The sequence below is a fragment of the Campylobacter geochelonis genome (genome assembly GCF_013201685.1).
GTDB lineage: Bacteria > Campylobacterota > Campylobacteria > Campylobacterales > Campylobacteraceae > Campylobacter_B > Campylobacter_B geochelonis.
Genome location: NZ_CP053844.1, coordinates 1153056 through 1166240, shown reverse-complemented (window position 1 = coordinate 1166240; position 13185 = coordinate 1153056). Strand labels below are relative to the sequence as shown.

Here is a 13185-nt window from a genome sequence, read left to right as displayed (position 1 = left end):
ATAACAAAGAAAAAAGCTGGCAAAAACGCCAAAAAAATGCAAAATTTAGTGCGAAATTTCATATAAATTATATTAGGCGATTTTCTATTTTTATTGCGTTTTTAAACAAATCAGTTAATTCTTTTGCAAGTCCAACAGGGTCGTTGTAGTTTTTAACTATACCAGCTATGTTTGCACTGTATTTTTGAACTTTATCTTTTATATAGTCTAAACGGCTAAAGTTTGACATATGGTACTCCTTTTTGAATTTATTTATTTTTAGTTTTTATTTTTATTTTTATCTGTTAAATTTGAGTTAGACTTACTTGAGTTTTTATCAAGGTAAATCACCTTAGATGGGTTATTCTTGTTTATTCGTAAAAATCTAGATACTGCATATTCCTTTGCGCTTTCGTTTGCATAGTCTATATATGCTTTTGTATCTTTAAAAGTTCCGTTTTTATCAGTACAGTGTTTATTATAATACCTTAAGGTTCTTGCTTTATTACTATCATACTCTATTTTAGAGATTGGTTGTTTTATTTTCATTCCTTCTTTTTCCATAATTTTATTAAGTCTTGTTGCATTGTATATATAATCATCATAATCTCCGTTTAAAAACCAAGCTCTATCTTCATAACACTCATCATACGCCTCTTTTAGCTGCTCTTTTGTAGGTTGTCCAGGGACGTTGTATTTAAGCATAAGTTCTAGCATAGGTTCGTAGTTGTCATATTCTGTTATCTTTTTATAGCAATCAACTGCGTATTTATTAGAACCCCAACTGCATTCAGTTGGCTTATATCCACTTTCTAAAACAACTTTTGCTGTGTCATATAAATTTGAATAAACTATGTATAAAAAAGGATTTAAACCATCACCATATCTACCTTCTCCGCACTTAAACAGAGTTATTCCTGTTTCATAACCTATCTGCATATCATAGTTATTTATAATAATCTTATCTATCTGTCTATAGAAACTAGCTACTCCTGCACCATACATTTGAACCACTGGGGTTTCTTGCATAGTTACATTATTATCAAGTAGAAATTTAACTGTGTTCGCAGAGTTTATGCTTATAGCATATGCTAGAGCATTTAGTTTATATCTATCTTTAATATGTAGGTTTGCTCCTATTTTATATAATTCCATTGTTGTATTTAAATCATTATAAAAAGAGCTATACATTATAGGAGTCTTTCCATCTACCATTTTAATATCCGCACTTAGATTATGCTCTTTTAAAAAGTTTATAACTTTATAAGTGTCTTTTTCTTGTAGTGCATTTCTTAGTGGTATAAGAGTGGAATTTGTCTCCTTATCACAATGGATATCAGAATAGCTAAACCCAAACTCATCAACCTCTTCTTGAGTTACATACTTACTAAGTCCTGGTATAGCAGAAACGTTTGTGTCTGAAGTGATTGTGAAGTGAGAGGTTTGGTTGGTTAAATTTGGTAGTTGGTTGGTTTTATAAAGATATGCAAGTATAGTTATAAATATAACAGCTATGGTTATGATAAAATTTTTAGATGTTTGGTTCAAATTTAGTCCTTATTTTATAAAGTTATGTTTTATACCTGTTTTTATATAGAAATTTACCTTGTAATTCTACTTAAACGAGCATTAAGCATACTTTAAATTTTTATTATTGCGTGATGTTTTTGGTTATCGTTTACACGAGTAAAAAAGAGCTAAATTTTTTCTCTAAAACACTTTTTATAACAAATTTACTATGATTTTCTACGCCAACGCAAATAATCAAGAGCTAGAAAATAATTTTATTTTTATCTCATTTTGATACAATAACGCTTTTGGAGAAAATATGCCACTATCAAAACTAAACACCGAACAATACCTCGCAGCAACCGCTCCACTGGGGCGAAACCTTATCATAGCAAGTGCAGGAACTGGAAAGACTTCAACTATAGTCGCGCGCATAGCACACCTTTTAAACTCAGGCACAAGCCCTAAAAAAATCTTGCTTTTAACCTTTACAAACAAGGCAGCAAGTGAGATGGTAAGCAGGCTTGAGCGGTATTTTGATAAAAAAATCACCACGCAAATCACATCTGGAACTTTTCACGCCGTATCTTATGCTCTACTTAAAAAGCTAGAAAAAAATGTTATTTTAAAACAGCCAAATGATTTAAAAACGCTTTTAAAATCCTTGGTTGAAAGGCGTAAATTTAACCATATTAGCGAGGTTAAACCATATGGCGGAGTCTATTTATACGATGTTTACTCGCTTTTTCAAAACAAAGAGGGTGGGGGCAAAAAAGATAGCGATTTTTATAGCTGGTTTTGTAAAAACTACGAAGAACAAGCAGTTTATGCTGAAATTTATGAAGATGTTTTAAAGGAATTTGAAGAAGAGAAGGCAAAATTTGGCTATGTGGATTTTAATGATTTGCTTTTAAATATGAAAAAAGAGCTTGTAAAGGGCGCTCCACTTAGTTTTGATGAAATTTTAGTCGATGAGTATCAAGATACAAATTCGCTTCAAGGAAGCCTAATCGATGCGTTTAATACAAAAAGCCTTTTTTGTGTTGGTGACTTTGATCAAAGTATTTATGCGTTTAATGGCGCAAATATCGAGATAATCGGCAGTTTTAAAGACAGATATCAAGATGCTAAAATTTACGCGCTTAACATAAATTACCGCTCAAGCAGTAGTATTCTTGCGCTTGCAAACAAGGTCATATCAAACAACCCACGCCTCTATCCAAAAAACTTGATTGTAAGTCGCGATGGAAGCTTTAAGGCACCAAAATTGCTTGTGTTTGATGAACTTTTTGCTCAGTATGTAAATATATCAAATTTAATAAAAACCTCAAATGTCAAAAAAGAGGAAATCGCCATAATCTTTCGCAACAACTCAAGCGCTGATGGCTTAGAAGCAAGCTTAAGAGAGCAAGGAATCGCAGCAAAAAGAAAAGGTGGGATGAGTTTTTTTGAAAGTAAAGAAATCAAAGCGCTTATAAATTTAATCGGAATTTTTATAAACCCAAAAGATATAATGGCATTTATGCAAATTTGCGAGTATGCAAAAGGCGTTGGAAGTGCGGCGAGTAAGGAGATTTACGATGCTTTAAGTGCGCTTGGGCATGGGGATTTGGTTAGGGGATTTTTAGCTCCTGATTTTAGCGTAAAAGTCTTTGAAAGCAAGAAGAAAAACTATCAGCTTGGGCTTTTTGATGAGTTTGATAACATCGGCGATGTTTCTAGGTTTTCAAATCTTGGATTTAATGATGAGTTTTTAGCTCATCCAGTTCTAAAATATCAAAAGCTAAGTAGTGATGGTGCGACTATGCTGTATGAAATATATAAATTTCTTATAAAGATAACGCATATGACAAATTTAACTTCGATTATCAAATCTAGCATTAGCTCAAAAGCATATGATATGATAGCCGATACTCTTGCGACAAAAAGGGCGACGCTAAAAAATGGCAAGGTGGATTTGGCTATAAAAGATGAGGCTAAAAACAGAATTTATCAAAAGCTAGAAATTTTAATCCAGATGTCAAGAAACTATAAAGATATAAATAGTTTTTATAACTTTATAACCTTAGGAGCAAACGAGCTTAGCGAAGGCGAAGGTGTGAATTTACTAAGTATTCACGCAAGCAAGGGGCTTGAGTTTAAGCTAGTTTTTGTAGTAGACTTAGCGCAAAACCGCTTTCCAAATCTAAAACTAATGGGTATGGGCGGAAGCTTAGAAGAGGAGCGACGGCTCTTTTATGTCGCAGTTACAAGGGCAAAAGATGAGTTGATTTTAAGCTATGCAAAGTATGATAAAATCAGAAAAGTATCGTATCAGCCAAGCCAGTTTTTAATCGAAGCTGGTATGATAAAAGGATAGAAAATAGGCGGTTTTAGATAAATTTTAGTGCAGTTTATATAAATTTTAGCCTGTTTTTAAAGCTAGTTTAAATAAGATAAATTTATAAAGCAAATGGCTAGAAATTTCTAAATTTACTCGTAAAATCGCTTTGTTATTTTGCTTTTTGAAACTAAAATTTGATTAAGTTAGGCGTGGATTTTTCGCAAAATGTCGCAAAAATGCGTTTTTGCTAAAATTATTTTGGTTTTAAATAAAAGATTATCTTTGTAAAATCGCAATTATAAAAAGATTGTTTGTTATCAAAAAGCAACAAAGCTCTTTAACGTAGTGTAAAAGCTAAATTTCACACCATCTCTACTACGTATTTAAAATATCTTTTTTTGGAAAATCTTATCAAAGCGTAAAAAAGGTAGAATTTTTCATCAAATTTAGCCACTTTCTACAGAAATTCTTATTTAAAACCAAATTTATAAATCAGTTTATAAAACCACTGGATTTTATTTTTAACATCTAAAAGTAAAATGTCATTTTAGCGATACTATGCTAAATTTTCGAGCAGTATCTGTTAAATTTAATTTACGCTCAATTTATACGCTTTTTAGACTTTTTGTGCGTAAAAATGAGTGGTGAATTTGAGCGAATTTATCATTAAAAATTTATTTTATATAGACTTTTGTTTAAATTTATGAATTTGATAATATTTATCATAAATTAATAGAAAATTTATACAAAAATGCTAAATTTAAATAAAATTTTCATAAAGGAAAAAGCGATGGATTACCGTGTTGAAAAAGATACTATGGGCGAAGTCAAAGTCCCAAACAGCCATTACTGGGCAGCTCAAACTCAAAGAAGTTTTGAGAATTTTAAAATCGGCACTGAAAAAATGCCAGATGAGTTGATAAAAGCATTTGCGCTTTTAAAACGTGCATTAGCAAAGGTAAATCACGACTTAGGCAAGCTAGATAGTCATAAAGCAAACGCCATTATACAAGCTTGCGATGAGATAATGGATGGCAAATTTAAAGATGAGTTTCCACTAGCTATATGGCAAACCGGAAGTGGAACACAGACAAATATGAACCTAAACGAAGTTATCGCAAACCGCGCTACTGAGATTTTGGGTGGGGATTTTAGAGAAAAAAGGCTAATTCACCCAAACGATGATGTAAATATGAGCCAAAGCTCAAATGATACTTTTCCAACGGCTATGCATATAGTCGCGGTTTTGCAGATAACAAATTCTCTGCTTCCAAATTTAGAAAAGCTTAAAAATAGCCTAGAAGCAAAAGAAAATGAGTTTAAAGATATCATCAAAATAGGGCGAACGCACCTACAAGATGCCACTCCCTTGACGCTTGGACAAGAGTTTAGCGGATATCGATATATGCTTGAGCATTCAAGTGAGCAAATTAAGCTAAGTTTAAAGCATTTAAGGGAGCTAACAATCGGCGGAACTGCCGTAGGAACTGGGCTAAACGCACATCCTGAAATCGGAAAAAGAGTCTCAGACGAGCTTAGTAAACTAACAAATGAGCACTTTATCAGTTCGCCAAATAAATTTCACGGACTTACAAGCCATGACGCGCTTGTCTTTGCAAGTGGAGCGCTTAAGGCTTTGGCTGGAAATTTAATGAAGATAGCAAATGATATAAGATGGCTAGCGAGTGGTCCGCGATGTGGGCTTGGTGAGATAAATTTACCAGAAAATGAGCCTGGAAGTTCGATAATGCCTGGCAAAGTAAATCCAACTCAAGCAGAAGCCGTTACTATGGTGGTCGCTCAAATCTTTGGTAATGATACGACGATTGCATTTGGCGCTAGTCAAGGAAACTTCGAACTAAACGTGTTTAAGCCAGTCATTATCTATAACTTTTTGCAATCAGTCAGGCTGCTAAGCGATTGTATGGATAGCTTTAAATTCCACTGCGTTGATGGGATTACGCCAAATTTAGAAAAGATTGAGCATAACTTGCATAATTCGTTGATGTTAGTAACTGCGCTAAATCCGCATATCGGCTACGAAAATGCAGCAAAGGTTGCAAAAACAGCGCATAAAGATGGCTCAAGTCTTAAAGAAGCGGCGCTAAAACTAGGGCTTTTAAGCGCTAAGGACTTTGATAAATTTGTAGTTCCAAAAAATATGATATAAATTTAGCGTTACTTTAGGCGGTTTGCTTAAGGCGAGTTTAAGCCTTTTATCCTCACGCGACTCGTTTATATGAGTTTGTAAATGCAAGTGCGTGGGGATTGCTTTAAATTTTATCAAATAAATTTTTAAAAGCTTTTTGTATGAATTTATAAGAAATTTAGAGCAATTAGAACTAAATTTTTATAAGTTTTGTCTAAAAATTTTTAAAAGCCACGCAAGCCACATCAAAAATTTTATAAAACTGCTAAAGCGATTTTTTGATTTACTATTAAAAGAATCGATATTTTTCTACTTTAATTTGAGCCGTATTTTATTTTGTATTAAAATTAATTAAACAGTTCAATAAACTCTTTTTTCTTATATAAGTTTCCATCTAAAAATTTTTAAAAGTCACGCCAGCCACGCCAGAAATTATTTTTGATTAAATATGAAAAATATAATATTTTTTTAGCTTTGATGTTAAACCAAATTTAATTTTATACATTAAATTTTTGCAAACAACTCAAACAACTCAAACAACTCAAACAACTCAAACAACTCAAACAACTCAAACAACTCAAACAACTCAAACAACTCAAACAACTCAAACAACTCAAACAACTCAAACAACTCAAACAACTCAAACAACTCAAACAACTCAAACAACTCAAACAACTCAAACAACTCAAACAACTCAAACAACTCAAACAACTCAAACAACTCAAACAACTCAAATTTTATGAAAAATATAAATAAAATCGTTTAAAATTTTTTAAATTCTCACAAAAAAAATTAAGTTGTTAAAATAGTTATTGTTGTTCATACTATGATTAAAGTTAAATTTAATTAAACAGCTTAATAAATTCTTTTTTTCTTAAATAAGTTTCCACCTAAAAATTTTTAAAAGCCACGAAAGCCACGAAAGCCACGAAAGCCACGAAAGCCACGAAAGCCACGAAAGCCACGAAAGCCACGAAAGCCACGAAAGCCACGAAAGCCACGAAAGCCACGAAAGCCACGAAAGCCACGAAAGCCACGAAAGCCACGAAAGCCACGAAAGCCACGAAAGCCACGAAAGCCACGAAAGCCACGAAAGCCACGAAAGCCACGAAAGCCACGAAAGCCACGAAAGCCACGAAAGCCACGAAAGCCACGAAAGCCACGAAAGCCACGAAAGCCACGAAAGCCACGAAAGCCACGAAAGCCACGAAAGCCACGAAAGCCACGAAAGCCACGAAAGCCACGAAAGCCACGAAAGCCACGAAAGCCACGAAAGCCACGAAAGCCACGAAAGCCACGAAAGCCACGAAAGCCACGAAAGCCACGAAAGCCACGAAAGCCACGAAAGCCACGAAAGCCACGAAAGCCACGAAAGCCACGAAAGCCACGCAAGCCACGAAAGCCACGCAAGCCACGCAAGCCACGAAAGCCACGCAAGCCACGCCAAAATTTATAAAAGCTATAATTTTTTTGATTAAAGATGAAAAACATAATAGTTTTTGATTTTAGTGTTAAATTTAATTTTATACCAAATTTTGAATTTACTCATAATTCAATCAAACTTTCTTATACAAATTTCCATTTAAAATTTTTAAAATTCTCGTAAGAAATTTATTCGTTAAAATAGTTATTGTTTTTCATACTATGATTAAAGTTAAATTTATTTCCGTGTTAAATTTAAGTAACCAGCTTAATAAATTATTTTTTCACTATAAAAGTTTCAACCTGAAAATAAAAAATACACGCAATACACTTGAGCTAAGCTATTTATTTTTATACAAATTCCAAACCTAAAAAATAAAAAGCTAAAGCCATCCACAAATCATAAAAAATTAATTAAATTCAACTAAATCCAAGTTTTATCTAAAATCAAAATTTTATACACTAGCAAGTTTTTATAACGCTTACTTTTTAATATATATAAAATAATAATAAATTTAAATATTATAAAATATTAACAGATAAAAGATTAAATATAATTAAATATTTATTTTTGTTTAATATATTTAATAAATATTTAGTTTTAGGCTAAATTTTAGCTACGTTTTATCAAAAAAGGAATAGAATTGAGACTTACATTTTTAGAAAAGAAATTTTCTATGGAAAAGGGGTTGAGTTGAGAAAAACAAAACTTTTTACTATCGCTATTTTTATTATAGGTGGCATAGTGGGTCTTGTGTTTGCTCTTGGTATAGCACAATTTATGTATGTGACTGGTGATGATAAATTCTGCGTAGCCTGTCATATTATGGAGCCTATGCGTGATGCGTATAAAAACGACATTCATGGAGGAAATAATAAAGTAGGGTTTAAAGCAGAGTGTGTATCTTGCCACTTGCCACATGACAACATAGTCAAATATACATATCAAAAGGCTGTTAATGGCGTAGTTGAGGGTGCAATTATGCTGTTTGGTCATCCAGAGAAATTCGACTGGGAGGCTAGAAGAAAAGAGTCTAAAAGATATGTTTATGATAGTGGATGTATGCACTGTCATGGTGATGTTAAAAACGTTATCGCAGATAACATGAAGGCATTTTTGGCTCATCGCGACTATTTTGCCAAAAACATAGACAAAACTTGTGTCGAATGTCATGAGCATGTAGGGCACAAAAATCTCGGTTTTCACCTTAGAGATAAATTTGGTGATTTAAATACTACAAAGTAAGGAGAAAATATGCTTAAGAAAATTATTTTAGCATTAACCTGTATCACCGCCATGGCGTTTGCTGATGGCGTTGGAAATGTCAATCTTACCAAGGTTATAAAGGTTGATAGAAATTTAAGCCCACTAGCTAAAAAGTGCATAGAGTGTCACGCCGAAAAGACTCCGGGCATTGTGGCTGACTGGAAAAGCTCTCGTCACGCTCACGCTAGCGTAAGCTGTATGGACTGCCACGCAGTTCCTGCTGATAGCCCGATGGCTATACAAAAAGAGCATCCAAAAGATAGTGGAAATCACGTAAGCATTTTAGTTAGTCCAAAAACCTGTTCTAAATGCCACGCTAAAGAGGTTGAAGAGTTTCAACAAAGCGGACACGCAAGAGGTGGCGTTCAAATGTTTGCTAAAAAGGGTATGCTAGAGCTAATGTATCACTATGAGGGAAGAGATCATCCAGACTTAAAAGACTCTCCAGCAGCGACTGGTTGTGTTCAATGTCATGGTTTAGAAATCAAACTTGATAAAGCTGGTTACCCAATCCCAGGAAAAGGCTGGCCAAACTATGGTATAGGAAATGCCTATCCAGATGGCAGTGTTGGTAGCTGTAAGTCTTGCCACTCAAGCCATACATTTGATATAGTCGAGGCTAGAAAACCATCTGCTTGCGCCTCTTGTCACCTTGGACCTGATCATCCAAATATTGAGATTTTTAACAACTCAATGCATGGTAAAATTTTCAACACAGAAGGTAATAAATGGAAATGGGATAGTGCTCCAGATACATGGGATGTTCCAGACTTTAGAGCTCCAACTTGCGCGACTTGCCATATGAGTGGAGTAAATGACTTAAATACCACTCACAATGTTAGCGTTCGTTTAAAATGGAATTTATGGGCTCCACACAGTAAACAAAGGACTGGCGGGTTTGAAACTGCTGCGTTTGACTACGCAAAAGATGGAAAACTAACAGCTGGAAATGTCTTAGCAGGCAACCCAGCAGGCCCAGAAGCTGCAAGAGCAGAGATGAAACAAGTGTGCAAGTCTTGTCACTCAACTAAATCAACCGATTCGTTCTTTATAAGTGGCGATATGCACGTTGAGCTATATAACAACTATCATAGCGAGGCTAAAGCGATGCTTGATGATTTAAAAGCTAAAGGGCTTTTAAAGGCTGATGAGTGGTCAGATGAGTTCCAAAGAATTTACTATCACTTGTGGCACCATGAGGGTCGTCGTATGAGAATGGGCGCGTTAATGGGCGGACCAGACTATGCTCATTGGCATGGAGTTTTTGAAGTTCAACAAGATATTAGAAAACTAAAAGATATCTATGACGCTCGTATAAAAAGCGGTAAAATAGAATAACTTATCTTATAAGCCCTGCGTAATGTGGGGCTTATAGCTTCTAAATTAAGCTTTTAAATTTTATAATGACTTTTAAATTTATATGCTTTTTGACTAAATTTTTACCTGTTTTAAATAACATTTTTTTTGCTAAATCTACTTTGGAATTTAACTTATACCGCCTTGTTTAAGTTTATATAAAAAGTAAAAAAAATTTTGCATTATTAGCTTTTCTAAACATCGAAATTTTTTAAAAATACTAGTTTTAGTGGTAGTAACTATAAAACTAGCAGCCCAAAATAGATATAAATAATCAGCTTTGCTTAAAGAAAGCCTAATCATTTTTTTAAATTTGCTACTTTTAAGTTTTTTGCAAAAACGTGGTAGAAATTTTTTAATGATTAAAACAAATAAAGACAAATTTATGTCTTTATAAAACACAACAGTAAGGCTTATAAAAGAAGCGCTGCAAGCTGATAACAAGTGATGATAAAATCATAAATGTGGCATTGTAAATTTCTAATGGCTAGTTTTAGCAAAATGCGTTTGGATTTAACATTTGCATATTTTATTTATTTTTATAAACGAAATATTTCAAGTTTTTATTTTGATTTAATTTATACTTTCTATCGTAAAACAAAGATAAAAATCTCTTATAAATTACACTTTTATAGGAGTATTTTAAAACTTTTTTACTAAATTTAACAGATTAAAAACTCACTATCTAACAAAATTCAGTGCTAAATTTAGCTCCTTAAACAATTAAAGAGCTAAAAATTTAGCTTACTTTTTCTTAAAATTTTGCATAAATTTAGTTATGGCTTTGTTTGGTTCGCAGTAATTTTTGCGTTTTACGTTTACAACATCGCTAAAATCATCATCAAAAAGCTCGATTAGCTCCTCAACGCCATTTTCTAACTTATACTCCATCTCCTCTTTATAAAGTGGCAAAAGCTGGTAGAATTTGACCTTTTCGCCATTTGGTAGTTCGCACACATCAGCGCCTTTAAAAGTGTATGGTTTTTCAAGTAAAATGCACTCAAAACTTGTCCCAGCCAAAGGCTCACCAGTTGGTATAGTATGCCCATCGCATAGCCAAGTATCATCAGTATATGGTAAACGAGCTAGAATTTTAAGCCAACGCGTAGCCCAGTAGTATCTCTCATCATCGCTTGAGATATTCCAGTTTTTCGGCAAACATATCATCAGCTCGGCTCTTTCTAACTCATACTCTTTAAACTCATCGGGGATATCCATCTTTCTTGCACCCATACCCATAGTTACAAGTGTGTAAAAATCGCGTTGTGGCGTTGGTTTGGCTATGCAAATATCTATATGAAGCGCGTCTGAAACCATCTCGTGAAAGACATCTTCGTAAACGCCTATAGTTTTTTCTATATGATGATCAATACAATCAATCTCTTCTTGCGTATATAACCATAACTCCTCGGTTAAGCCATATTTCTCTCTAAGCTCATCAGCTTTTTGCTGCTCGTTTAAATTTGAGTATATAATCACAGCTCCACTAGCATAAAACTTCTCATCTTCAAACTCGCATTCTTGATTTGCCAACTCTATAGCTTTTAAGCTATAAGGCAATGCTTCTTCATATCTATTTAAACGCGCGTAAGAGTAGGCTAGAGCGTTATTTAACGCATGGCTTTGTTCGTATGGGATTGATTTGATAAACTCTATATCTTTTTGAAATTCTTCAAGCTCGGTATACAAAAATGATACCATAATCGCTTCTGGAGTAGCCTCTAGCGTATTATCTTTATACTCACTACAAACTATATCATAAGCTTTTAGCGCATAAGGAAGCGCTTCTTTGTATTTTTCAAGATATGCATAAGAGCGCGCTATGTTTGTGTTCCAAAATGAGTTTTGTTCATCTGGATAAGATAGCAAAATTTCTATAGCTTTTTGTGGATTTTGAGCTTGTAAATATCCATAGCCTAGCATTGCAGTTTCATCTAAACTCATCATTGTGGAATTTAGCTCTTTGTAACGCTCAAAATGGTTTATAAAATTTTCATATTCATTGAGCCAGTAGTAGCTATAACCTATGCGATAGTGCCAAACACAGTCATTTTCTCCATTTTTGGCGTGTTTTAAAAGTAGTTCTTTGGCTTCATTAAAACGCTCAAGATTATTTAGTGCTCTTGCATAAAGTCCATCTCGCTCATACTCACTTGGCTCATTTTCAAGCAACTCTAAAATTTTCTCATGCTCGCCATCTTCGTGCAGATGAGTAACTTTATCTAGCAACTTATCGTTCATGATAACTCCTTTTTTTGGTGATAATAATTAATTATATCAAAAAAAAGATATTAAATTTAGATATCAACATCTTTACTTTTTTTTGGTTAAAAGGTAAATTTTAACTTTAAATTTCTAACTATTTTAAAATATAAAAATAGTATATTTAAAATATAATTTTATAAAATTTAAATTTTTTACTTAGGAATTTGCTAAAATTATACAAAATAAAATTAGTATATTTAAATTTTTTATCTATAAGTAAAAGCTGATTTTATCGGATAAATTTAGATATTTTATAAATATAGTATTTTGCTAAGTATTTACAAATAGAAAAAAATAAGCTAAGATTCCACTCATAATTTTAGTTAGGCATTACGCATAGTTTAAAAGTATATAAATTAAAACAAAGGAAAGACAATGGCACAATGCGCAGTTACATCTTGCACAAGACTTGACCCAATCGACAAGGCGGGCTTAGAAGCTCTAATCAAAAACGGCATCGAAAATCCAGATGTTATAAAAACACTTAAATGTAAAACAGTTGCAGAGGGCAAATTTCGCCACGCTAACTATATCAGAAACCTACCTGCTTACATAGTTGATGAGCCACCAACGCTACTTGGCGAAGATACAGCTCCAAACCCAAGCGAGGCGGTTTTAGCAGCTCTTGGAAGTTGTATAGCAGTTGGAATTCATGCAAACGCGATAGCTCAAAACATCATCATAAAAAAACTTGAAGTTGAGCTTGAGGGAGATTTAAACATCACTGCTGTTTGGGGAACGGGAGATTTAAGTGAAAAACCACTTGGATTTACCGATGTTAGGGTTAATGTTGTGATTGATACAGACAAAGATAAAGCTACAAATGATGCGTTAATCGCTCATGCTTTGAAATATTCGCCTGTTGCAAACACGCTTTTACGAAATGTAAATTTAGAAGTAAAATAAGTAAAAAGG

General features: G+C 33.5%; 10 protein-coding genes. 5 read left to right on the top strand and 5 right to left on the bottom strand.

Going from position 1 to position 13185, the window contains the following annotated elements:
- Window positions 1–67: 67 nt before the first annotated feature.
- Together CGEO_RS05395 and CGEO_RS05390 are read right to left on the bottom strand one after the other, a co-directional pair.
- The gene (locus CGEO_RS05395; RefSeq protein WP_165589862.1) at window positions 68–229 is read right to left on the bottom strand and encodes a hypothetical protein; all 162 of its coding nucleotides are present in this window, start codon (window positions 227–229) and stop codon (window positions 68–70) included.
- Window positions 230–258: 29 nt separating this feature from the next.
- Entirely contained in the window at window positions 259–1527 is a 1269-nt protein-coding gene (locus tag CGEO_RS05390) for an ankyrin repeat domain-containing protein (RefSeq protein ID WP_172658097.1), read from the bottom strand.
- Between the two features lie 280 nt (window positions 1528–1807).
- Here CGEO_RS05390 and CGEO_RS05385 point away from each other — a divergent pair, with 280 nt between their 5' ends.
- Together CGEO_RS05385 and fumC are read left to right on the top strand one after the other, a co-directional pair.
- A complete protein-coding gene (locus CGEO_RS05385; protein ID WP_075540615.1) occupies window positions 1808–3847 on the top strand; it encodes an ATP-dependent helicase in 2040 nt (679 codons plus the stop codon).
- 754 nt (window positions 3848–4601) lie between these two features.
- The gene (gene fumC / locus CGEO_RS05380; protein ID WP_075540614.1) at window positions 4602–5981 is read left to right on the top strand and encodes a class II fumarate hydratase; all 1380 of its coding nucleotides are present in this window, start codon (window positions 4602–4604) and stop codon (window positions 5979–5981) included.
- Window positions 5982–6464: 483 nt separating this feature from the next.
- On the opposite strand, the gene CGEO_RS05375 is transcribed toward fumC, so the two are convergent.
- Both CGEO_RS05375 and CGEO_RS05370 read right to left on the bottom strand, forming a co-directional pair.
- Window positions 6465–6680: a hypothetical protein gene (locus tag CGEO_RS05375; protein WP_172658096.1), complete on the bottom strand. Its 216-nt coding sequence runs from the start codon at window positions 6678–6680 to the stop codon at window positions 6465–6467.
- Between the two features lie 180 nt (window positions 6681–6860).
- Entirely contained in the window at window positions 6861–7397 is a 537-nt protein-coding gene (locus tag CGEO_RS05370) for a hypothetical protein (protein WP_172658095.1), read from the bottom strand.
- A gap of 679 nt (window positions 7398–8076) precedes the next feature.
- On the opposite strand from CGEO_RS05370, the gene CGEO_RS05365 reads away from it, so the two are divergent.
- Both CGEO_RS05365 and CGEO_RS05360 read left to right on the top strand, forming a co-directional pair.
- Window positions 8077–8628 carry a cytochrome c3 family protein gene (locus CGEO_RS05365; protein ID WP_075495416.1) on the top strand — a complete coding sequence of 184 codons (552 nt, stop codon included), beginning with the start codon at window positions 8077–8079 and terminating at the stop codon, window positions 8626–8628.
- A 9-nt stretch (window positions 8629–8637) separates the two neighbouring features.
- Window positions 8638–9987 (top strand): multiheme c-type cytochrome, encoded by a 1350-nt coding sequence (locus CGEO_RS05360; RefSeq protein ID WP_075495418.1) that lies wholly within the window; start codon window positions 8638–8640, stop codon window positions 9985–9987.
- 762 nt (window positions 9988–10749) lie between these two features.
- On the opposite strand, the gene CGEO_RS05355 is transcribed toward CGEO_RS05360, so the two are convergent.
- The gene (locus tag CGEO_RS05355) at window positions 10750–12246 is read right to left on the bottom strand and encodes a suppressor of fused domain protein (RefSeq protein WP_075540610.1); all 1497 of its coding nucleotides are present in this window, start codon (window positions 12244–12246) and stop codon (window positions 10750–10752) included.
- Between the two features lie 399 nt (window positions 12247–12645).
- On the opposite strand from CGEO_RS05355, the gene CGEO_RS05350 reads away from it, so the two are divergent.
- Window positions 12646–13176 (top strand): OsmC family protein, encoded by a 531-nt coding sequence (locus CGEO_RS05350; RefSeq protein WP_075495422.1) that lies wholly within the window; start codon window positions 12646–12648, stop codon window positions 13174–13176.
- Window positions 13177–13185: the final 9 nt, after the last annotated feature.

Coding starts and splice junctions, on each gene's coding strand:
- CGEO_RS05395 (WP_165589862.1), bottom strand. CDS start 229: ATGTCAAACTTTAGCCGTTTAGACTATATAAAAGATAAAGTTCAAAAA.
- CGEO_RS05385 (WP_075540615.1), top strand. CDS start 1,808: ATGCCACTATCAAAACTAAACACCGAACAATACCTCGCAGCAACCGCT.
- fumC (WP_075540614.1), top strand. CDS start 4,602: ATGGATTACCGTGTTGAAAAAGATACTATGGGCGAAGTCAAAGTCCCA.
- CGEO_RS05360 (WP_075495418.1), top strand. CDS start 8,638: ATGCTTAAGAAAATTATTTTAGCATTAACCTGTATCACCGCCATGGCG.
- CGEO_RS05355 (WP_075540610.1), bottom strand. CDS start 12,246: ATGAACGATAAGTTGCTAGATAAAGTTACTCATCTGCACGAAGATGGC.
- CGEO_RS05350 (WP_075495422.1), top strand. CDS start 12,646: ATGGCACAATGCGCAGTTACATCTTGCACAAGACTTGACCCAATCGAC.